Source organism: Streptomyces bugieae (assembly GCF_036352915.1).
GTDB classification, from domain to species: domain Bacteria; phylum Actinomycetota; class Actinomycetes; order Streptomycetales; family Streptomycetaceae; genus Streptomyces; species Streptomyces endophytica.
Genome location: NZ_JAZBJP010000039.1, coordinates 15,441 through 35,218, shown reverse-complemented (window position 1 = coordinate 35,218; position 19,778 = coordinate 15,441). Strand labels below are relative to the sequence as shown.

Below are 19,778 nucleotides of genomic sequence, written 5' to 3'. Positions count from 1 at the left end.
ACAGTCGCGAGTCGTATGATCGGCACCGTATCGGCTGCGGCGTGTGTCTGCTCGGTTCGCGGCGAACTATCGAGCCGAATCGGGGAGTGTATGAGAATCATCCCGAGCGAGATCTCGGACAAGACCATGAGCCGCGGCGAGCGACTCGTCTTCGCCGCGCTCAAGGCACTACCCGACTCCACGGGGGTCGCCCTGCACTCCCTGCACCTGCCGATGCACGACTACAAGCGGGTCGGGGAAGTCGACTTCGTGTTGATCACCCCGAGCCTCCTCCTGTTCATCGAGGTGAAGGGCGGTCGCATCGCCCGTACCGATGCGGGATGGGAGTACCAACCCCGCAACCGTCGGCCACACTTCAGCAAGGAGGGGCCCTTCGGGCAGGTCAGCTCAGGGATGCACGCCCTGGAACGGCAGCTCGGGCAGAAGCTGGGCAATCTGCGTGACCACGGTGTGGCGGGCGGATACCTGGTGATCACCCCGGACGTGGATCTGCCGGAGTCGACCGAGTACGCACCCGAGACCTATCTCGGCGCCCGCGCGTTCGACGGCGGCAAGGGGCTCGCCGCGGCCCTGCATCGTGCGACCGACTTCTGGCTGAGTGCCAACCGCTGGGCCGCGACGCCCATGCCCAAGGAGCTGCGCAACCGGTTACTCGCCGAAATCCGGCCGCAGTTCGACAAGGTCCCGGGCTTGAAGGTGCGCATGTCGGCCCTGGAGGAGACCTTCGAGAAGCTGACGAACGAGCAGCTCGAGAAGCTCGATGAGCTGCAGGACAACCCGCGGCTGCTCTGGCACGGAGGAGCCGGCTCCGGCAAGACGTTCCTTGCCGCGGAAGCAGCCCGCCGTTGGGCGGTTCACCACAGGGTTCTCGTCACCTGCGCCAGTCCCACGCTCGCAACGTACCTCGCACAACGACTGGCCCCGGAGGAGAACATCACCGTTCTTCCCTACGGTGCCCTCGCGGAGGTCGCGCCCGGCCTCTTCGACCGCCTCATCGTCGACGAGGCGCAGGACCTCATGACGGCGGAAAGTCTGGACCGACTCGGCGGCATCCTGAAGGGCAATCTCGACGGCGGGCGCTGGATCTTCATGCTCGACCGCAACAACCAGATTTTGTCGCCCGAGCGGTTCGACACCGATGCGTACGAGTACCTGCAGTCCCTCGGCAGCACCTCGGTCAACCTGAGCCGGAACTGCCGTAACACCGAGAGCATCGTCAATCAGGTCCAGATCTACACAGGTGCCGACCTGGGTGTGGCCATTGCGGGTAAGGGCGAGCCGGTCCGGTACGAAGAGGTCCGTACCGCCGATGACGAAGCCGCTGCTCTGGACCGGCATCTCGACAGCCTCACCGCGGAGCAGGTGGGCTCCGGGCTCATCACGCTCGTTTCGCTGTCCGGCGATTGGGAGACCTCTTCCGCACGGCGTTCGCGCAGGGCCTCCAAGATTCGTCGACTCGCCGATACGCAGGGCCGAACTGAGCTCAACAACCGGATCACCTGGGCATCGGTGCAGGACATCAAGGGTCTGGAAAACCGAGTGATCTGCCTGATCGACCTCGAACCGGAGCTGCTCGACGGCCGGTTGGATGCGGTCTACGTGGCATTCACACGCGCTCGGGCCCACCTCTGGGTGGCCTGTCGCCCCGGAGTGCAGAAGGCCTTGCTCCGTCTGGGAGCGATGCAGCTCAAGGCCGGAGCCGCGCGATGAGCGGGAGCCACGGCGCCTACGCGAGGCACCGCGAGGATTTCGTCAAGTATCTCCGGCGGCAGCTCGTCGGTCCGGAAGCCGGTGAAACGGAGACGCTGGTCGACCCTCCGGACAGGCGATACCTGATGGGCACCCTCTACCCACGAGGTTCCGACCTGCACGGCCGTGCTCTGGAATCAGGAGAGGAGGAAGCAGCGGAGACCGCTGCAGGCTCGGGGGAAGAGGACTCTTTCGCGGACGACCCCGTAGCCGAGGCCAACGCCTGGCTGCCCTCCTCGATCGGCTTCTCCTTCTTCACCACCGCATCCGAGATCGCGGTGACGTGTGCGGCCAGTCGCTACGAGACCGTGCGCGAGCACGGCAAACGCTCCTGGAACCGTCTCCCACGGCTCAGTCAGCAGGTTGTGCTCAGTGCGGAGCGGCCGTCCGAAAACGTCCTCGCAGATCACGCCCGTCTCCATACACGTTGGCGCCGCACCGACAAGGGCACATTGGTGACGTGCGTCCTCACGAACGTTCATCACGAGGAAGACGCGGACACCACCTGGGACCTGATGCTGTTTCAGGTGGGGCTCGAGGTGAAGACCCTGGGCGGCTTCGTCATGGAGTATCCGAGCATTCGGCTCAACAGCGGTGATCCGGAGGAGGAAGAGCTCCGCGTGCAGTACCGGCACGTCGTCACGCGCGCCGTGGGTCACGGATGTGCCGTTCACTGGGAGGACGAAGGCGATCGGACCACGTCGATACGGGCCGAAATCATGCCTCACGCTGTGGTGCCGAACATCCGCCCCGACGGTCCACGTGATCTGCCGGTTCTGAGGTTGTCCCACCTGGCGGATCCGAGTCTCGACCCGAACGAGCTCGCCAAGGAGCTGGCCGGCTTCGTCGCCGGTTACCGCGCGTGGGCCGACGAACGTGAGGCCGATACCAAGAAGTTGCCGTTCTGGGCTCATGCGCCGGCCGGCCGCATAATCGAGCGGATCAAGGGCGCGGCCGACCGGATGGAAGCCGGGGTCGCGGTGCTCGCGGAGGACAGCACCACCGGGCGTCAGGCCCGGCAGGGCTTCCGACTGGCAAATCGAGCGATGCTGCTGCAGATGAGGCATGCGGAGGCGGACCTGGCCGGGCGCCGCCGACGCCTGGAAGAAGTGATCCCCGAGGTTGCGGAGCCGTCCGCGACCTCCGCCTGGTACCCCTTCCAGCTGGCCTTCTTCCTGCTGGTCGTCCAAGGCCTGGTGGACCCGGATCACGATGATCGGGAGATCGTTGATCTCATCTGGTTCCCCACAGGCGGCGGCAAGACGGAGGCCTACCTGCTGGCCGCCTGCTTCGAGATCATTCTGCGCCGTCTTCGCCACGGCTCGGCCGGCAGGGGTACGGCGGTACTCAGCCGGTACACACTCAGTCTGCTCACCACCCAGCAGTTCCAGCGCAGCGCCACGGCCATCTGTGCCCTGGAATACATGCGTCGCGGGCTCGACCAGGGCCCCTTGCCCGAGCTGGGCGAGGACCCGATCACCATCGGGCTGTGGGTGGGAATGGCCACCACGCCCAATCGGTACGGGCAGGCGGCGGAGAAGCTCGCCGAGCTGCGGATGATGAACGAACCGGATGATCGTTTCCTGCTGGAACGATGTCCTTGGTGCGGAACCGAGATCGTCCCCAAACGTCATGCCCCTTACGCCGCCTACGGCATCGACGCGGACACCACGTCCTTCCGCTTCTTCTGCCCTCGCGAGTCCTGCGACTTCCACGACCGACTCCCTGTCGCAGTCGTGGACGATCACATCTATGCCGAGCCACCCACTTTCCTCCTCGGTACGGTCGACAAATTCGCCCGGCTCGCCTGGGAGCGCGAGGCAGGGAAGATCTTCGGTGGCCCCGACGTTCGTCGGCCGTCCTTGGTTATCCAGGACGAGCTCCACCTCCTCTCCGGACCGCTGGGTACCACTGTGGGCCTCTACGAGGCCGCGGTTCTGGAGCTGTGCGCCCAGGACGGGGTGCAACCCAAAGTGATCGCCTCGACCGCGACCATCAGACGCTCGGACCAGCAGATCGAAGGACTCTACGGGCGCAAGGCCCAATTGTTCCCTCCAGCCGGTTTGGACGCCCGCCACTCCTACTTCGCAGCCCCGGACGAGAAGCGCGAGGGCCGTCTGTATCTGGGAGTGATGGCTCAGGGACACACCGCCTCCACCGCCACCGTGCATGTCGGCGCCGCCGCACTACAGGCACCGACGGAACTGAAGGTCGATGACGAGCTGCGGGACGCCTACTGGACCCTGGTCGCGTACCACAACAGCCTCCGCGAGCTCGGCCGGACGGTCACCATCGTGCGCGACGACATTCCTGCGCGTCTCCGACACCTGGCACCGAACGAACTGCTCCGCCGCCCTCTCCCCGAAGAGGCCGCCCTGGAACTGACCAGTAACATTCCGCGCCAGGCGCAGCCGGGACTGCTCGACCGTCTGAGTCGACGCTGCACCGAGGAGCGCAGCGTCTCCTTCCTCGCCACCACGAACATGCTCTCGGTCGGCGTGGACGTTCCGAGGCTCGGTTTGATGCTGATGAACGGCCAGCCGAAGACGACGTCGGAATACATTCAAGCCACGAGCCGTGTCGGACGAGGCCAGGTACCCGGACTGGTCGTGACGCTGTTGCGCCCCACGAAGCCCCGTGACCGGTCCCACTACGAGACGTTCGGTACGTACCATGCGTCGCTGTACCGCCACGTGGAGCCGACGAGTGTCACTCCGTGGTCGCTTCCTTCCAGAAAGCGAGCACTGCACGCGGTGCTGACGATTCTCGTGCGGCACGGGTTGAATCTCAGCACAGATGATCAGGCCGGGGAGATCCTGGACCACATGGCCGATGTCGTGGCAATTCGTGACCGTATCGTCTCCCGTATCCGCCGGGCGGACGCACGCGAGGCGGACACCGCGAAGAAGGAACTCAGCCAGTACATCGCGGATTGGGAGCAACAGGCGACCGTTGCGCGGGACGAGGGCCGGAGATTCCATTACTTCACCAACAGTCGTGGCCACACGGGCCTGCTACGGGATTTTGGTAAGAAGGGTGGCCTCTGGGAAACGCCGCAGTCGATGCGCAACGTGGATCACGACTGCCTCGTCGCCATCAGGGGGGTATGACGCGATGAAGGATGTGCACCGAAAGGTACGCAGATCCCAGACGGTGATGCCGTTCGGCGTCGGGGGAATCCTCGACCTGCGGGGCGAGTCGTTTGTGGCAGCGGACATTCGCACCTGGGGAGGCCACGGCAGCCCCGTGCACTCCCCTCGACTTGCCGCCCGGCTCAACGTTGCCGGCTTCCGGGCGGCTCCCGTGATTCCTTCGGGCAAGGCGGAGTACGTCTCCCGGGTCGGCCCCGTGTATGCGCGATTCCCGAACTGGCTGTTCTGCCCGCAGTGCCGACGCATGTATGTGTGGGGGCCTGGCAACGAGCAGAGGGATAAAACCCCCACCTGCGGCCGGTGTACGCGTAATCCTCAGCTGGCCCCGATGAGGTTCGTCCAGATCTGTCGTGACGGCCACCTCTCCGACATCGACTGGAGATGGTGGGCCCACAGCAGGGCGGACACCCCGGATCAGCGTCAGTGCGCCGTCAAAACTCTCGCCTTCGACCTCTCCGAACGTTCCGCCGGCCTGGACTCCCTCTCGGTACGTTGCATCACCTGCAAGGCCTCCCGCCCGCTGAGCGGAATCGACACGAAGGATGCACTCAAGCGAGCCAACATTCGGTGCTCCGGGAAGCAGCCCTGGCAGTGCAGAGACGAGGCCGTCGAGTGCGCGGAAACGCCACAAGCCGTGCAGCGCGGTGCGAGCAATGTTTACTTCCCTTCGGTGCACTCCGCCCTGGACATCCCGAGCACGGGGACGCACGCCGCGCTGGACGAGCGCACCCAGGCCGTGCACGACAACCATCTCTGGATGTCTTTGTCGTCTGCCGAGGGCCAGCCGCTCGAAGCGCTCTACATACAGGTCATCGCCCAGGAAGCAGGGGTTTCCGAGCAGTTCGTGAGGGAGCTGCTCCGGCGTCACCAACAGGAAATCGCCGGGCAGGTCGTCACCACTGAAGGACAGGAAGATCTCTCGGAAGCCGAGTGGCGGGCATTCACCGACCCTCGTGCCCAGGCCGAAAGCACCGCCGCATTCACCGTGCGTGACGTAGGCCTGGGGGCAGGTGACGACGACCCGCTGTCCCGGAGACTGATCGGAGACCGGGTGGCAAACGTGATCGTCGCCGATCGTCTTCGCGAGGTCCGGGCACTGGAGGGCTTCTGGCGGTACGAGCCGGGCACACGTGAACGCCTCATCTCCGTGAATCCGGTGGCAAAAAGGCCCCAGTGGCTACCCGCCTTCGAGTCGTACGGCGAAGGCGTCTTTCTCGCCTTCGATGAACAGCGCCTGCTCGATTGGGAGGCGCTACCGGCGGTCGCGGAATGGGCTGCGAGTATGGACGCGGACGTGGAAACGACGTTCCAGCGGGACCGCCTGCGCGAACGCACCGGCCCGGCACTGCGACCGCGGTACGTCATGTTGCACACGCTCGCCCATCTGTTCATCCGCCAGCTTTCCTTCGACAGCGGATACAACGCGGCGTCGCTCCGCGAGCGCATCTACGCCAAGAGCCCTGAGCCCGACCGTACCCGCCCCCTCCAGGCGGGCATCCTGATCTACACGGCAGCCGGTGATGCGGAAGGCACCCTCGGCGGTCTCGTGCGCCAGGGAGAACCACCGAACCTCATCGAGACCATGGTCAGAATGCTGGAAAGCGCCCAGTGGTGCTCGAACGACCCGCTGTGCGCCGATCCCACAGGCCGCGGCTTCGCCAATGTCAACCGTGCCGCCTGCCATGCTTGCTGCTTGCTGCCCGAGACCAGTTGCGAGACGGGCAATGCCTTGCTCGACCGCACGTTGATCACTGGTGAAGGGGCCGTGGCCGGCTTCTTCGCACCCGTGATCGCCGCGGCACTGGAGGAGGCCACCAGTACCGTTGGGACCCCATGAGCCGATGCGGGAAAGCCGAATCCCTTCTCTCCTTCAGCTGTCCCCGACGCAGTACGAAGTACTGGAGTTGGCCTCCGGGGGACGTTATCTGATCTCCGGCCCCCCGGGGTCGGGAAAGACCACCGCCGCCTTCTACAGAGCCTGGATGCTGAGCACCGTCGGTAAAGAGGTCGTGATGCTCAGCTACCCAAATCTTCTGTTCCAGTACTCGGCGAGCAGGGCCGGGAGCCTGGCGACGGACGTTCGCTTCACCACGTTTCACCGCTGGTTCCGTGGCTTCTGGCGGCAACATTTCGATCGCCCTCCCCCCGAAGGCCGACAGGGGGAATGGAGCTACGACTGGTCGGAGGTGCTACGGCTGCTTCCGAACCATCGCACTGCACGCTCGACCTTGCCGAGCCTCGTCATCGATGAGGGACAGGACCTGCCGCGCGACTTCTACCTGCTGTGCACCGCGCTGGGGGCCGACGTGAGCGTCTTCGCCGACGAGAATAGGTGCATCGGCGACCGACAGAGCACGTTGAACGAGATGCGGGCCAGACTCGGTGCAGGCCTCGGTGAGGTGCGGTTGGACGGTGATCACCGATCGACGCAGGAGGTCGCAAGACTCGCGTCGCACTATCGAGCGGGCACCGCGAGCCCCCTCCCCGCTCCCGCACGTTCGCACACCGTGCCCCTCCTCGTGCGCATGCGCTCGCTCGACGAATTCGCAGAGGAGCTGATCCGCTATGCAAGGGCCCATCCACAGTCAGGCATCGGCGTGCTCTGTCGGACGGCGGCCCTGGTGGGCACTCTTCAGTACAAACTTGCTCAACGGAGGCACGAATCCCACGTCCAGGCCTACGTATCGAATGACGTGCACCGCTCCCGGGTGAACTTTGACAGGCCTGGAATCCTCATCACCAGCGCATCGACGGCACGAGGGCTGGAGTTCGACAGTCTTTTCGTGCCCGACCTCGAGCAGTACACCGAGGACCCGACGACCCTAGATTCCAGATTTCGTTTCCAGGCAATGATCTCCCGGGCACGGGAAGAGGTCTATCTCGCGTATGTGGGCTCACAGGAGCCGAGGATCGTCGCGGATGTACCGGCGGACGTGCTGAAGCGGGCCAACTGAATCGGCACAGGCCCCCGTACGCCATGCCACCACGCGACCTCGAACCGTGCCTCAGGGCAGGAGCGACCATGAACGGGGTTCCTCACGTGCGTGGCCCGGCGGGTGGGCGTGGAAGAGCGTGGAGTACAGGCCGTTGTGGGCCAGGAGTTCGGGGTGGGTGCCGGATTCGACGAGGCGGCCCCGGTCGAGGACGAGGATGCGGTCGGCGTCGGTGGCGAGGTCCAGGTCGTGGGAGATCACGAGGGTGGTGCGGCCCTCCGCGAGGCGCCGCAGGGGGGCGAGGATGCGCTGGGTGGCCAGGATGTCCAGGCCCGTCGTGGGCTCGTCGAGGACGAGGACGGGGGCGTCGCGCAGCATGGCGCGGGCGATCGCGACGCGCTGCAGCTGGCCGCCCGAGAGCCGGGCGGTGCCCGGGGCGATGACCGTGCGGTAGCCGTCCGGGAGGGCGGAGATGAAGGTCTCGGCGTCGGCGGCGCGGGCGGCGCGGACCACGTCCTCGTGAGTGGCGTGCGGGCGGCCGCAGCCGATGTTCTCCTCGATGGTGTCGTGCAGGACGAGGGTGTCCTGGGGGAGCAGGGTGATGTTGCGGCGCAGCTGGGCGAGCGGCATCTGGTGGACAGGGATGTCGTCGAGGCGGACGGTGCCGGTGTCGGGGTCGTAGAACCGCAGCAGCAGCGCGGCCAGGGTGGACTTGCCGGCGCCGCTGGGGCCGGTGAGGACCAGCAGTTCGCCGGGGACCGCGGTGAAGGAGAGGTCGTGCAGGACCTCGTCGGGGCTGTCGGGGTAGTGGAAGCCGACGTGCCGGACCTCGATCTCGCCGAGGGCGCGGGTGAAGCGCGGCGGGGCGACGAGGGACGGCGGCGGGTCGGTGACCGCGGGGCGGGCGTCGAGGATCTCCAGCAGGCGCTCGGAGCCGGCGGTGGCCTCGGTGGCGGTCAGGCCCAGCTGTCCCAGGGAGCGGATGGGCGGGTAGAGGTAGCCGACGAACGCGGCGAAGGCGAGCAGCTGGCCCAGGGTCATCCGGCCGGCGGAGATCTCCCACGCGCCGAGGCCGATGATCGCCAGGACGCAGAGCGTTTCGAGCAGCTCGACGACCTGCTCGTACAGCTCGTTGAGGCGGGCGCTGGTCACCGATGCCCGGAACCAGGCGCGGGCCTGCCGGTCCAGCCGCTTCTCCTCCTCGTGCCGGCGGTTGTACGCCTGGGTGAGCACGACGTTGACCAGGCCCTCCTCGACGACCGAGGTGATCGCGCCGTCCGCCGCGCGCTCCCGGCGGGACACCTCCTTGACCCGGCCGGTGAAGCGGCGGGTGGCGCTCCAGAACACCGGTGCCAGCACGAACGTGGCCAGCGCGAGGTCCCAGCGCAGCCAGAGGGCCGCGCCGGCGTAGAAGATGACGCCGAAGAGGGCGGTGGCCGCCTGGACGAGCCCGGAGACCACCAGCTGCTCGATGGCGTCGACGTCGCCGGTGAGCCGCTCGACCAGGTCACCGCGCCGGTTGCGCTGGAAGAAGTGCGGCGGCAGCGTCTGGAGATGGGCGAAGACCCGGGCACGTAGGCGCATCACGAAGCGCTCGGCGGTCCAGGCGGCGAGCGAGTTGCCGAGGTAGCCCACCACCGCGCCGATGACGGCCACGGTCAGCCACAGCCCGGCCGGCTGCCAGAAGGCGCTGACCGAGCCCTTCTGCAGGGCGTTGTCGGTGAGTTGGGCGAAGAGGAGGATGGCCGCGGTCTCGGTGAGCGCGGCGGCGACGGCGCACAGGCAGACCAGGAGCAGCCAGCGCCGGTCGCCCTTGGTCAGCGGCCAGAAGCGGCGGAGCGACTCCTTGAGTCCGACGCGCCGGGTGCGGATGGTGGGATCGGCCAGCGGGCCCCACAGGCCCCGGCCGAATCCTTCGGAGGCGGGCTCCCGGTCCGGGGGTTGCCGTTCCGGGCCGCCCCCAACGGACGCGTGATCCCAGGCCGGTTGGGGCGCTGGCGGTGTCGACGCCGCCGGCGGTGCGAAGGCTTCGGTCGGCGCCGGGGCCGGTGGCGTCTCGGTGCGCACCGGCCGCCGTCGCGAGCTGCGCAGATGCATGATGGCCACGCCGTATCAGTCAGCTGGTCGGACCGGGCGGAAAGGCCGCTGAGGGGCCCTCACGCACACCCGCTCAAACGCACGAGGCGGACCCGCGCGCCACGCGAGCCTGCCTCGAACTCAGAGGTGTGGGTCAGTAGTCGTAGTCGAAGAAACGGCGCCTGTTGTGCCGGCGGCCGTACCTGCGGCGACGCCTCCTGTAGCGGTCCCGGTCACGGTCCCAGTCGCGCCTGTTCCTGCGCGGGAAGACTTTCCGGAAGCTCATGCTGCCTCCTTGATTGTTTCCTTTCCGACGCCCCGTTACCGGTGGCGTCAACTCCCAAGCTACGTCGCCCACCTACTGACAACAAGGAAAATACGTGAAATTTCAGACGAAAGCTGAAATTCTTAATTTTCCTGCACAGAGTGGACAATTCATCACTCTCCGCAGCCGCCTTTCCCCGGTCCCGGATCGCCCGTTCACCGATCACCCGCCGTGGCCGCCACGGGACTTGACCGCATACCGGCCGCGGCGACGACGGTGCAGGTGAGCAGGGCGACCGCGGCCCAGAAGGCATCGCGTACGCCGTGCAGCGCGAAGAGCGCGCCGGTGACGCCGGCCGACGGGACCGCGGGGCCGCTGAACGCGTGGAAGAAGACCGCGCCGAGCAGTGCGGTGCCGAGCGTGCCGCCGAGCTGCTGGGCGGCGTTGAGCAGCCCGGCCGCCGAGCCCGTCTCGTGCGGCCGGACCCGGTGCAGCGCGGTGGTGAAGAACGGGACGGCGAACAGCCCCTGTCCCAGCCCGCAGACCGCCAGCGCCACCGGCAGCGGCCACGGGTAGGAGGCGGCGGGGGCGGTGGCGTAGACGGCGACGGCGGCCAGCGCGCCGGCGAGCAGTGCGGCGAGCCCGGCGAACATCACCCGGGAGCCGTAGCGGGGCACCAGATGGGCGCCGGCGCTCCAGGACGCCACCGCCATCGCGGTCGACCAGGGCAGCAGGGTGAGCCCGGACGACCGGGCGTCGGTGTGCAGGCCGAGCTGGAGCTGCAGCACGACGACCATCATCAGACCGTTCACCACCGCGAAGAACAGCAGCGAGGCGGCCAGCGCGGCGGGGAAGCCGCGGCCGCGGAACAGTCCCGCCTCGACCAGCGCGCTACGGCCCTTACGCGCACGGCGGCGCTGCTGCAGCCCGAAGACGGTCAGCACGGCGAGCCCGCCGGCCAGGACGGCCCAGGGCCGGAGCGCGAAGCGGGGCAGCCCGTCGTCGAGGAGCGGCTGGACGAGCAGTCCGGTGCCGAGGACGGCCAGCGCCGTGCCGGTGAGGTCGAGCCGCGGCCGCCGCTCCGAGCGGTCCTCGGGCAGCAGCGGGGTCGCGGCGAGGACGGCGAGGCCGAGCGGGAGGTTGACGAGGAAGACCGCCCGCCAGGACGAGCCGAGCAGGTCGGCGTGGGTGAGCACCCCGCCGAGCACCGGCCCGCAGACCGCGGCCAGCCCCATGACCGGGCCGATGCTGCCCATGGCCCGGGCCAGCGCGTCGCCGTGGAACATGGCCCGGATCAGCCCGATGGTCTGCGGGATGACCAGGGCGGCCGCGGCGCCCTGGACGGCCCGCGCGGCGATCAGCATCGCCGGGGAGACGGCCAGCGCGCAGACCGTGGAGGCCAGGACGAAGCCGGCGATCCCCAGGCGGAGCAGCCGCCGGCGGCCGGCGATGTCACCGAGCCGGCCGCCGGTGATCAGCAGCACCGCGAAGGGCAGCGTGTACGCGGCGCTGTACCAGGGGATGCCGGACGCCGGACCGCCGAGGTCGGCGTGGATCACCGGCGCCGCGACCGTCATGATCGTGGAGTCGAGCAGGTTCATCGCCTCGGCGAGCAGCAGCGCCGCCAGCGCGGTTCGGCGCCGGGGGTACGGCGCGGCCGGCGGACCGGCCGGGCGGGCCGGCAGCGGGCGGGCCGGCCCGGAGCTCTTCGACAAGGGGTGGTTCGGCATGGGGTGTCCCTTCGGCCGTCACGGATGCACGGCCGAGCCTGCGGGCGCGTACGGTGAACGTTCCAGCCAGGGGGTTCCACTCGCAGTTTCTTTCCACCACGGGCCCGTTCGGCGAGGAATTCGTCCATCCGTGCACGGCCAGGAGGCCCGGGTATGCCGCTCGACGAGATCGACCGCGGGCTCATCCACGCACTGCACCTCGACGGCCGGGCGCCGTTCAGCCGGATCGCCGAGGTGCTGGGCGTCTCGACGCAGACCGTGGCCCGCCGCTACCGGCGGCTGTCCGCCGAGGCCGGTCTGCGGGTCGTCGGGCTGGCCGATCCGCACCGCGCGGGCCGGGCCCAGTGGCTGGTCCGGCTCACCGCGACCCCGCACAGCGCCCAGGACCTCGCCCGTGCGCTGGCCCGGCGGCCGGACACCTCGTGGGTGAAGCTCGCCTCCGGCGGGACGGAGATCATCGCCGTGGTGCACACCCCGGCCGGCGGCGCCGACGGCCGGTCCCTCCTGCTGCACGACATCCCGCGCACCGCCGGCATCGCCGCGGTCTCCGCGCACTACCTGCTGCACACCTACCTCGGCGGCCCCACCGCCTGGCGCGGCCGCGCGAACGTCCTCGACGCCCGACAGCGTCGCCAACTCGCGCCACCGGCACGGGAGAACGCCGCCCCCTCCCCCTCCGCGGGCGCCGCGCCGGCCGACGGCGACCAGGCGCTGCTGGCCGCGCTGCAGCGGGACGGCCGGGCCGGCCAGGCCGAACTGGCCGCGGCCACCGGCTGGTCACCGGCCACCGTCGCCCGCCGGCTGGCCGCCCTGCGGGCCTCCGGTGCGCTGTTCTTCGACGTCGAATGCGATGACGCGCTGTTCGGCGCCACCACGCAGGCGCTGCTCTGGATGACGGTGGCCCCCGCCCGCCTGGAGCAGGTCGCCACCGCCCTGGCCCGACACGACGAACTCGCCTTCGTCGCCGCCACCACCGGCCGGACGAACGTGGTCGCGCACGCCCTCTGTTCCGACCCGGCGGCCCTGCACCGCTACCTCACCCACCGCCTCGGCGGCCAGCGCGCGATCCACGCCCTGGAGACCGCACCGGTGCTCCGCACCGTCAAGGCGGCCGGGCCACTCGTCGCCCCTCCTACGAGGGCACGTTGACGCGCCGTCGACCGGGGCCGGGGCCCCGCCTCACCACGTCTGCCGCTGGGTGACCCCCACCACGTAACCGTTGAGGTCGGTGAAGTAGAAGAGCTTCTGGCCGTGGTGGGTCAGCACGTCCTTGGTGACGCTGACCAGGGGGCGGATCCGTTCGACGTAGGCCTCGAAGTCCTCGACGGCCAGGTAGAACATGCCGAACGCGCCCACCGGGGTGTCCTTGAGGACCGGGAGCCAGCCGCGCAGGTGCTGGTCCCGGTAGACCATGAACGCGAATGCGCCGTCGAAGAGCAGGATGCGCAGGTCGTCGTCCGAGTCGTCGGTGCCCGGCAGGGCGGTGAAGCCGAGCCTCTCGTAGTAGTCGCAGGCCGCCTGGGTGTCGGGCACGCCCAGGCACGGGGCGATGACGGGGGACTTCATCGGGGCTCCTCCTCGGGGTGATCGCCTCGGGCCACGGCACGGCACGGTACGTCGGGTTCACGGCTGGCAGCGGGGGCACCACACCGTGCCCCGCCCGGCGACCCGCGTCCGGCGCAGTGGTGTGCCGCAGCGCGGGCAGGACGGGCCGGGGTCGTCGCGCCGGCCGGTGAGCCAGGAGTCGCGCGGCGGGACGCGGCCCGCCCGGACCGCCGCCCGCAGGGTGCGGCGCATCTCGGTGTGCAGCCGGTCGCAGTCGTCGGCGGACAGGTCACCGGCGCGGCGGCCGGGACGCAGGCCGGTGCGCCAGAGGATCTCGTCGACCAGCAGATTGCCGAGCCCGGCGAGGACCGACTGGTCCATGAGGACGGCCTTGAGGCTGCCGCGCCGCCCGGCGAGCGCGGCCCGGAAGTCCGCCCGGCCCACCTTCCCCGCGTCCGGGCCCTGGCGGCTCAGGATCCGTTCCGTACCGGCCGGGTCCATGAGCCACAGGCCCTGGAGTTTGCGCTGGTCGCGGTAGCGGAGCTGGCGCTCGCGGCCGAGCGTGAAGACCACCCGGTCGTGGGGGTGGACCGGATCGTCCGGGGAGCAGCAGACCAGCCGTCCGGTCATCCCGAAGTGCAGCAGCAGGGTGGGGCCGCCGGTGTGCGCGAGCAGCCATTTCCCGTGCCGCTCCGGCTCGGTGAACCGGCGCCCCTCCAGCTCGCCGCGCAGCCGCTGCCGGCTCACCCCGTGCAGCACGCCCTCGTCGTACACCTCGATCCGCCGGATCACCCGGCCCCGCGCACACGCGACGAGCGTCCGCCGGAAGCCCTCGACGTCCGGCAACTCGGGCATCCGGCCCACCGCCCCTTGGGAGGTCGGCCTTTGCTACGCGTGGCGCGACGAGTGCCGCGCCGCGTGCGGCGAGGAGTGCCGCGCCGCGTGCGGCGAGGAGTGCCGGGCCGTGTGCGGGGACGAGTGCGGGGACGAGTGCCGGGCGGGGCGCCGTACCGAGGGCGCTGACGGATGCGTTGACGAGTGCGTCGACGGATGCGTGGACGAGTGGCGTGCCGCGGGCGGTGACGAGGGCTTGGCCGACGGCGGGTGGACGGCGGACGGCGGGTTCTCGGAACCCGGTGGGAGGTTCTGGTCGCCCGGCGGATTCTCGGTACCCGACGGGTCCTGATCACCCGACGGGTCCTGATCACCCGACGGGTCCTGGTCGCGCGGCGGATCCTCATCACGCGGCGGATCCTCATCACGCGGCGGGTCCTCATCGCGCGGCGGATCGGCCGCCGGCGGGTCCTCCTGGTAGTCGTCCGACGGGGCCAGCTGCAGGCTGCCGTAGCGGGCGAACACCGCCTCCGTGCCGGCCCGGACGGTGGCCATCGGGTTGCCGGTGCAGTCGCGCGAGGGCCACAGGACGAGGTCGAGCGGGGTGTCGTTCACCACCCCGCCGCCCCCGGGCCCGAGGCCGTAGCAGTGGTCGTCGCCGGGGTCGACGATCTGGTACTGCCGGTTGCCCGGCCGCATGTGGAAGATGATGGTGCCGGTGGTGGCCCGCGCCGTGGGCGGTACGGACACGGCGAGCGCCGCGCTGAGCGCTCCGGTGAGGGCCACGGCGCCGAGAAGAGCGGTCTTGCGTCGCATGGACCCAACATTCCCGAGACCGTTTTGTCCTATTCCTCCCGGCGCGCAGATTCACCCGCCGTGCCGCTCGGCCGGACGCTGCCCAGCCACAGCACGTCCCGCGCCCGGGTCATCGCCACGAAGAGCTGGCTCCGCATCAGTTCTCCCTGCTCACGGGCGGTCCCGCCGTCCTCCTCCGCCTCCTTCCCGTCCGTCAGGTTCGCCTCGTGACGGGGCAGATAGACCCGCTTGAACTCCAGCCCCTTGGCCCTCCGGTAGCTGCCCAGTTTCACCGCCGCGACCGGCCGCCCGTCGTAACTCTCCAGCAGGCACACCCGTACGCCCGCCCGGGTCAGCAGCCGCCGGTAGCGTTCGATGGCGCGGGTGGCGGGGCACAGCACCGCGGAGTCCGCCAGTTCCTGCGGGGTCAGGCCGCGCAGCACCGCCACCAGCGCCGCGTCGTGCGCCGCGGGCGAGGGCAGCACCGCGCGGACCACCTCGCCGTGGTGGTACGTCAGGTCGACGTCCCGCCGGCCCGGGGTCCGCGAGCCGTCGATGTCCTCGAAGGCGTCCCCGGCGACGACGGACAGCGCGGTGTCCACGATCTCCTTGCTGTTGCGGTAGTTGGCGCGCAGCACCTGCCCCCGGTCGCCGCGGATGTCGATCCCGGCGTCCGAGAGCCGGAACCCGCCGGGGTAGACGGCCTGCTGGCCGTCGCCCACCAGCAGCAGCCCGTTGGGGCTGTCCCCCACCAGGGAGTGCAGCAGCCGCACGCCGACCAGGGTGAGGTCCTGGACCTCGTCCACGACGACGGCCGTGTACGGGGAGTGGCCACCGCGGCCGGCCGTCTCGGCGAGCGCGAGGGAGAGCACGTCGTTGAAGTCGTGCACCACGCGTTCTCTGCGCTGCGCCTCGTACGCCTCGTAGAGGGCCCAGACGGCCTGCCGGTGCGGATGGCGCAGGCTGGTGCGGCGGCGCAGGCGGGGCAGTGCGGCGTACTCGTCGAAGGAGGTGATCCCGCGGCCCTTGATGACGTGGTCGATCTCCTCCTTCCAGTAGCGGGGCAGCGGATCGATCTCCGCCAGGCAGCTGTCCCGGCCGAGGTGCTTCCAGGCGAGGCTGAAGGCCGTCTCCGCCTTCTCCCGGTGCAGGCGCACCGGTACGTCGCGGGACTGGAGGTAGGTCTGCGCCCAGTGGTGCAGGCTGCTGAATTCGATCCGGTCGGCCACCGCGGGGGCCATGGTGGTGAGGAACGTCGCCTGCACCCGCGGCAGGTTGTTGGCGAAGGTGACGTACAGGACGCGGCCGCCGGTGCGCTGGGCGAGGTACGCGGCGCGGTGCAGCGCGACCACCGTCTTGCCGGTGCCGGCCGGGCCGCTGATCCGGGCCGGGCCGGCCCAGTTGCGGCGCACCAGCGCGAGCTGGTCGGGGTCGAGGAAGGTCATCCACCGCTCGATGGGGGCCCGCCGGGCCTCGTCCAGGGCGGCCTGGCGCAGCCCGTCGAGGTCGAAGAGGCCGTCGTCCGCCGGGGAGGGTGCGGCCGGCGTGGTCCCGGCCCGGTACCGCGCGGTCCGGGCGCCCGTCCTGTCGGCCGCCGGGTCCTCGTACTCGGGGAAGACCCGGCCCAGGTGCTCGGCGAGCGCCCGCACCGAGCCCGCGGAGAGCCGGGTGCGTTCCGACAGCAGCGCCGGGCCGATCTCGTGCTCGCCCAGCAGCCGCAGCCGGCCCAGTTCGGTGTCGACGCGCTGGCCGGCGAAGGCCATCAGCGGGCGGACCGCCACCGGTGACATGCCCAGCGCGGCCACCGCGCCCTCGGCGGCCTTGGTGACCGCGAGGAGTTTGCGCCGGTGCTCGTCACGGGAGAACCCGCCGGCCCGCAGCCGCCCGCCGGACGGTTCCGGGGCGGCCCGCCAGTTCTTGACGTCGATGACGAAGACCCCGCCGGGCCCGATCAGCAGCATGTCCACGTTGGCGGCCCGGGTGCCCGGCCAGCGCCGGTCCACCAGCAGCCGCCAGCCCCGCTCGGTCAGCATCAGCAGCTGGGCGGCGATCCGCCGCTCCCCCTCGCTCGCCGCCTCCCAGCGTTCGGCCCGCTGGCGGGCGGCCCGCCACTGCTCCCGTAACAGCCGCTCCTGGCGCCGGGCCTCCTGGGCCCGCCGTGATGCCGATCCGCCCGCCGCGCTCCCCGCCGCCGACCCGCCTGCCGTCATCCCGCGCCCCCTCACCTCGCCCCGCGTCCCACGGGGTCATGAACCATAGGTCCGAGGCACCTGACGCGGTAGTGCGCACAGCAGGGGCACGGGGGCATGGCGCGGGCCCGTGGTCCGCGGTCCCACGGGCCCGCCCCGCTACGGCTGTCCGACGCTCGGCACCGGCCGCCGCACGGGCCGGAACGCCGAGGTGCCGAGGCCCTCCGGGACGCCCGGCCAGCCCGGCGCGCCCATCGGGTGGCGGAGTTCGGACGCGAGGTAGCGGCGGCAGCCGCGGTGCCAGTTGAGGATGCCGGCCATCCAGTTCTCCAGCTCGTGGACGTAGCCGTCGAGCACCTCACGGGCCTCGGCGGACAGCCCGAAGTCGTCGTGGACGACCGGGAGTTCCTTGGCGGCGATGTGCTGGAACTCCTCGATGCGCGAGGTCATGAGGTCGCCCACGATGGCCAGCGCGCTCGGGTAGTCGCACTGGAAGAAGTTCTGGACGACGAGGACGCCGTTGTGCACCTCGCCCTCGTACTCGATCTCCTTCTGGTACGAGAAGACGTCGTTCATCAGGCAGGCGAAGTCGGCGGCGGAGTTCTCCAGCGCGCGCACGGTGCCGGTGCGGTAGACCTCGGGCGGCACCCGGCGGCCGTGGCCGATCCGGCACAGGGACATGGTGAGGTCGGACCCGAAGGTCGCCCGCCGCATCTCGATGTAGTCGACCGGGTCGGGGATGCGGTTCTGGATCTGGTTGTCGATCTCCCAGAGCCAGCTGGCCGTCATGACGTCGACGGCCTGCCGGAAGTCCCGGCGCGCCGGTGGCGCCATCGCCGCCACCGTGCGGGGCCACAGGTCCGCAAGTCCCCGTTCGAGGGCGTTGACCGGCTCCGGGACGGGCGCGGCGGCGTCGAGCGGCATGAACGCCGACAGCCGTTCGGTGCAGACCTTGGCCGCGGCGATGTCCCGGGTCCGGCCGAAGACCTGCGGGTAGTAGTCGTCGGCGTAGGTGCCCCAGGCCAGCCACTGGGAGCCGAGGTCGAGTTCGTCCGGGGTGGCGTCCGGATGGATGCCGGCCGCGCACAGCGCCAGGTCGTGGCGTGCCATCGCGGGCTCGTCCCAGACGTCGGAGAGCGGCACCCCGGGCTGCGGCCGCAGCATGCCCATCCGGTGCGCCCAGTCGATGACCCGGCGGCGGGCGCCGTCCAGGTGCGGGCTCAGGCTGAGGGCGAACGGCATGGTGATGTCGGGGATCCGGGACGGGCCGACCTTCTGGTGGGGCACGTGGGTGTGGCTGCGGAAGCGGAGCGCGCCGGCGGTGCTCAGCGCCGTCCTCAGGTCCGCCGCCGAGGTGCCCAGACCGGCGGCGGCGAACGGCGACCAGGGCTGCGCGGATCCGGCCGCCGCCGCTCCGCCGCCGTTCATGTACCGGCTGGAGCGCAGGTGCCACTCGTGGCCGCCGGACTGCCAGTCCTGCAGCCCCTTGGCGTACGCCAGCACGTCCGCGCAGGACCCGGCGTCCAGGCCGGTCTCCAGGAACAGCGCGGGGAGTTCCGTGACCACGGTGTTCTCGAACTGCTGGAGCCGGGAGGTGATCAGGTCGTTGACCGCGTCCGCGGCCTCCTGGGTGGTGCAGCCCAGGAAGGTCTCCAGCACCAGGACACCGTTGCTCAGCTCGCCCTCGTCCTCGGTCTCCCGCTGGTAGGAGAAGAGGTCGTTGCGCAGGTGGACGCCGTCGGAGAAGGCGTCGCGCAGCACCCGCAGCGGCCGGGAGGCGGCGACCGCGGCCGGGACCTCGGCGCCGGCCGCGTACTCGACCAGGCCCGCGGACCAGGGCGCGCCGCCGACCTTGCGGCGCATCTCGATGTACTCGACGGGGTTGGGCACCCGGTTGATGTTGATGTTGGACAGTTCCCAGAGGGACTCGTTCAGCAGGTGCTCTGTGCTCTCGGCGAACCGCCGGCGCCAGTCCCGCGACATGTGCGGCACGGTGCGGGCCCACAGGTCGGCGAGGCCCGCCTCGACCGGGTTGGTCGGCTCCGGTACGGGCGTGGCGTCGTCCATCGGCATGAAGGCGGGCAGCCGGTCGAGGTACTGCTTGCCGCCCTCCCGGTCCAGGGTGCGCTTGAACGTCTCCAGGAAGTGGTCGTCGAAGAAGAAGACCCAGACGTACCAGTCCGTCACCAGCGAGAGCGCGTCCGCGTCGCAGTCGGGGTGGGTGTACGCGCACAGCAGGGCGTAGTCGTGGGCGTCGAGGTCCCGCTGCTCCCAGATGCCCGAGCCCTCCAGCATCCCCATCTCGCGGGCCCACCGGCGGGAGTGTGTGCGCGCCGCCTCCAGGTGCGGGTTCAGCCGCGCCGGGTGGGGCGTGTAGAAGTGGGGCAATTCAAATGGCTGTGTCACCGTTGCTGGCCTCTCCCCATACGTGCGGAAGGAAGGCGCGCCGAACCACGCCCCCTCAACGGAGCCAGCGCTACCCCGGGGTCCGGCGCGTTAGACGTTGCGGA

The 19,778-nt window shown here is 70.1% G+C and carries 13 protein-coding genes; 5 read left to right on the top strand and 8 right to left on the bottom strand.

Features of this window, described 5'->3' with window-relative positions; all coding sequences use genetic code 11:
• Nucleotides 1–90: 90 nt before the first annotated feature.
• The 4 genes from V2J85_RS34990 (at nt 91) to V2J85_RS34975 (ending at nt 7,855) form a co-directional block, all read left to right on the top strand.
• Nucleotides 91–1,710 (top strand): nuclease-related domain-containing DEAD/DEAH box helicase, encoded by a 1,620-nt coding sequence (locus V2J85_RS34990; protein WP_330823796.1) that lies wholly within the window; start codon nt 91–93, stop codon nt 1,708–1,710.
• Nucleotides 1,707–4,859 (top strand): helicase-related protein, encoded by a 3,153-nt coding sequence (locus V2J85_RS34985; protein WP_330823795.1) that lies wholly within the window; start codon nt 1,707–1,709, stop codon nt 4,857–4,859. Before V2J85_RS34990 ends, V2J85_RS34985 begins: the two co-directional genes overlap by 4 nt.
• 4 nt (nt 4,860–4,863) lie before the next feature.
• A complete protein-coding gene (locus V2J85_RS34980; RefSeq protein ID WP_330823794.1) occupies nt 4,864–6,738 on the top strand; it encodes a DUF1998 domain-containing protein in 1,875 nt (624 codons plus the stop codon).
• A 145-nt stretch (nt 6,739–6,883) separates the two neighbouring features.
• Complete coding sequence (locus tag V2J85_RS34975; protein ID WP_330823793.1) at nt 6,884–7,855, top strand: DEAD/DEAH box helicase; 972 nt, start codon at nt 6,884–6,886, stop codon at nt 7,853–7,855.
• Between the two features lie 51 nt (nt 7,856–7,906).
• Here V2J85_RS34975 and V2J85_RS34970 read toward each other — a convergent pair whose 3' ends face one another.
• The 3 genes from V2J85_RS34970 to V2J85_RS34960 form a co-directional block, all read right to left on the bottom strand.
• Nucleotides 7,907–9,931, bottom strand: coding sequence for an ABC transporter ATP-binding protein (locus V2J85_RS34970; RefSeq protein ID WP_330823809.1), 2,025 nt, complete (start codon nt 9,929–9,931; stop codon nt 7,907–7,909).
• A 133-nt stretch (nt 9,932–10,064) separates the two neighbouring features.
• Nucleotides 10,065–10,196, bottom strand: coding sequence for a hypothetical protein (locus V2J85_RS34965; protein WP_261956531.1), 132 nt, complete (start codon nt 10,194–10,196; stop codon nt 10,065–10,067).
• Nucleotides 10,197–10,390: 194 nt separating this feature from the next.
• Nucleotides 10,391–11,905 carry an MFS transporter gene (locus tag V2J85_RS34960; protein ID WP_330823791.1) on the bottom strand — a complete coding sequence of 505 codons (1,515 nt, stop codon included), beginning with the start codon at nt 11,903–11,905 and terminating at the stop codon, nt 10,391–10,393.
• 153 nt (nt 11,906–12,058) lie between these two features.
• On the opposite strand from V2J85_RS34960, the gene V2J85_RS34955 reads away from it, so the two are divergent.
• The gene (locus V2J85_RS34955) at nt 12,059–13,054 is read left to right on the top strand and encodes an Lrp/AsnC family transcriptional regulator (RefSeq protein WP_261956533.1); all 996 of its coding nucleotides are present in this window, start codon (nt 12,059–12,061) and stop codon (nt 13,052–13,054) included.
• 30 nt (nt 13,055–13,084) lie between these two features.
• On the opposite strand, the gene V2J85_RS34950 is transcribed toward V2J85_RS34955, so the two are convergent.
• The 5 genes from V2J85_RS34950 to V2J85_RS34930 all read right to left on the bottom strand — a co-directional run bounded on the left by V2J85_RS34950 (nt 13,085) and on the right by V2J85_RS34930 (nt 19,674).
• Complete coding sequence (locus tag V2J85_RS34950; protein ID WP_261956534.1) at nt 13,085–13,471, bottom strand: VOC family protein; 387 nt, start codon at nt 13,469–13,471, stop codon at nt 13,085–13,087.
• A gap of 57 nt (nt 13,472–13,528) precedes the next feature.
• Nucleotides 13,529–14,305: an Fpg/Nei family DNA glycosylase gene (locus V2J85_RS34945; protein ID WP_261956535.1), complete on the bottom strand. Its 777-nt coding sequence runs from the start codon at nt 14,303–14,305 to the stop codon at nt 13,529–13,531.
• A gap of 33 nt (nt 14,306–14,338) precedes the next feature.
• Nucleotides 14,339–15,100, bottom strand: coding sequence for a chitin-binding protein (locus V2J85_RS34940; protein ID WP_330823790.1), 762 nt, complete (start codon nt 15,098–15,100; stop codon nt 14,339–14,341).
• A 29-nt stretch (nt 15,101–15,129) separates the two neighbouring features.
• The gene (locus V2J85_RS34935) at nt 15,130–17,289 is read right to left on the bottom strand and encodes a nuclease-related domain-containing DEAD/DEAH box helicase (RefSeq protein WP_330823789.1); all 2,160 of its coding nucleotides are present in this window, start codon (nt 17,287–17,289) and stop codon (nt 15,130–15,132) included.
• A 138-nt stretch (nt 17,290–17,427) separates the two neighbouring features.
• A complete protein-coding gene (locus tag V2J85_RS34930; RefSeq protein WP_330823788.1) occupies nt 17,428–19,674 on the bottom strand; it encodes a family 2 encapsulin nanocompartment cargo protein terpene cyclase in 2,247 nt (748 codons plus the stop codon).
• Nucleotides 19,675–19,778: the final 104 nt, after the last annotated feature.

Coding starts and splice junctions, on each gene's coding strand:
- V2J85_RS34990 (WP_330823796.1), top strand. CDS start 91: ATGAGAATCATCCCGAGCGAGATCTCGGACAAGACCATGAGCCGCGGC.
- V2J85_RS34985 (WP_330823795.1), top strand. CDS start 1,707: ATGAGCGGGAGCCACGGCGCCTACGCGAGGCACCGCGAGGATTTCGTC.
- V2J85_RS34980 (WP_330823794.1), top strand. CDS start 4,864: ATGAAGGATGTGCACCGAAAGGTACGCAGATCCCAGACGGTGATGCCG.
- V2J85_RS34975 (WP_330823793.1), top strand. CDS start 6,884: ATGCTGAGCACCGTCGGTAAAGAGGTCGTGATGCTCAGCTACCCAAAT.
- V2J85_RS34970 (WP_330823809.1), bottom strand. CDS start 9,931: ATGCATCTGCGCAGCTCGCGACGGCGGCCGGTGCGCACCGAGACGCCA.
- V2J85_RS34965 (WP_261956531.1), bottom strand. CDS start 10,196: ATGAGCTTCCGGAAAGTCTTCCCGCGCAGGAACAGGCGCGACTGGGAC.
- V2J85_RS34960 (WP_330823791.1), bottom strand. CDS start 11,905: ATGCCGAACCACCCCTTGTCGAAGAGCTCCGGGCCGGCCCGCCCGCTG.
- V2J85_RS34955 (WP_261956533.1), top strand. CDS start 12,059: ATGCCGCTCGACGAGATCGACCGCGGGCTCATCCACGCACTGCACCTC.
- V2J85_RS34950 (WP_261956534.1), bottom strand. CDS start 13,471: ATGAAGTCCCCCGTCATCGCCCCGTGCCTGGGCGTGCCCGACACCCAG.
- V2J85_RS34945 (WP_261956535.1), bottom strand. CDS start 14,305: ATGCCCGAGTTGCCGGACGTCGAGGGCTTCCGGCGGACGCTCGTCGCG.
- V2J85_RS34940 (WP_330823790.1), bottom strand. CDS start 15,100: ATGCGACGCAAGACCGCTCTTCTCGGCGCCGTGGCCCTCACCGGAGCG.
- V2J85_RS34935 (WP_330823789.1), bottom strand. CDS start 17,289: ATGACGGCAGGCGGGTCGGCGGCGGGGAGCGCGGCGGGCGGATCGGCA.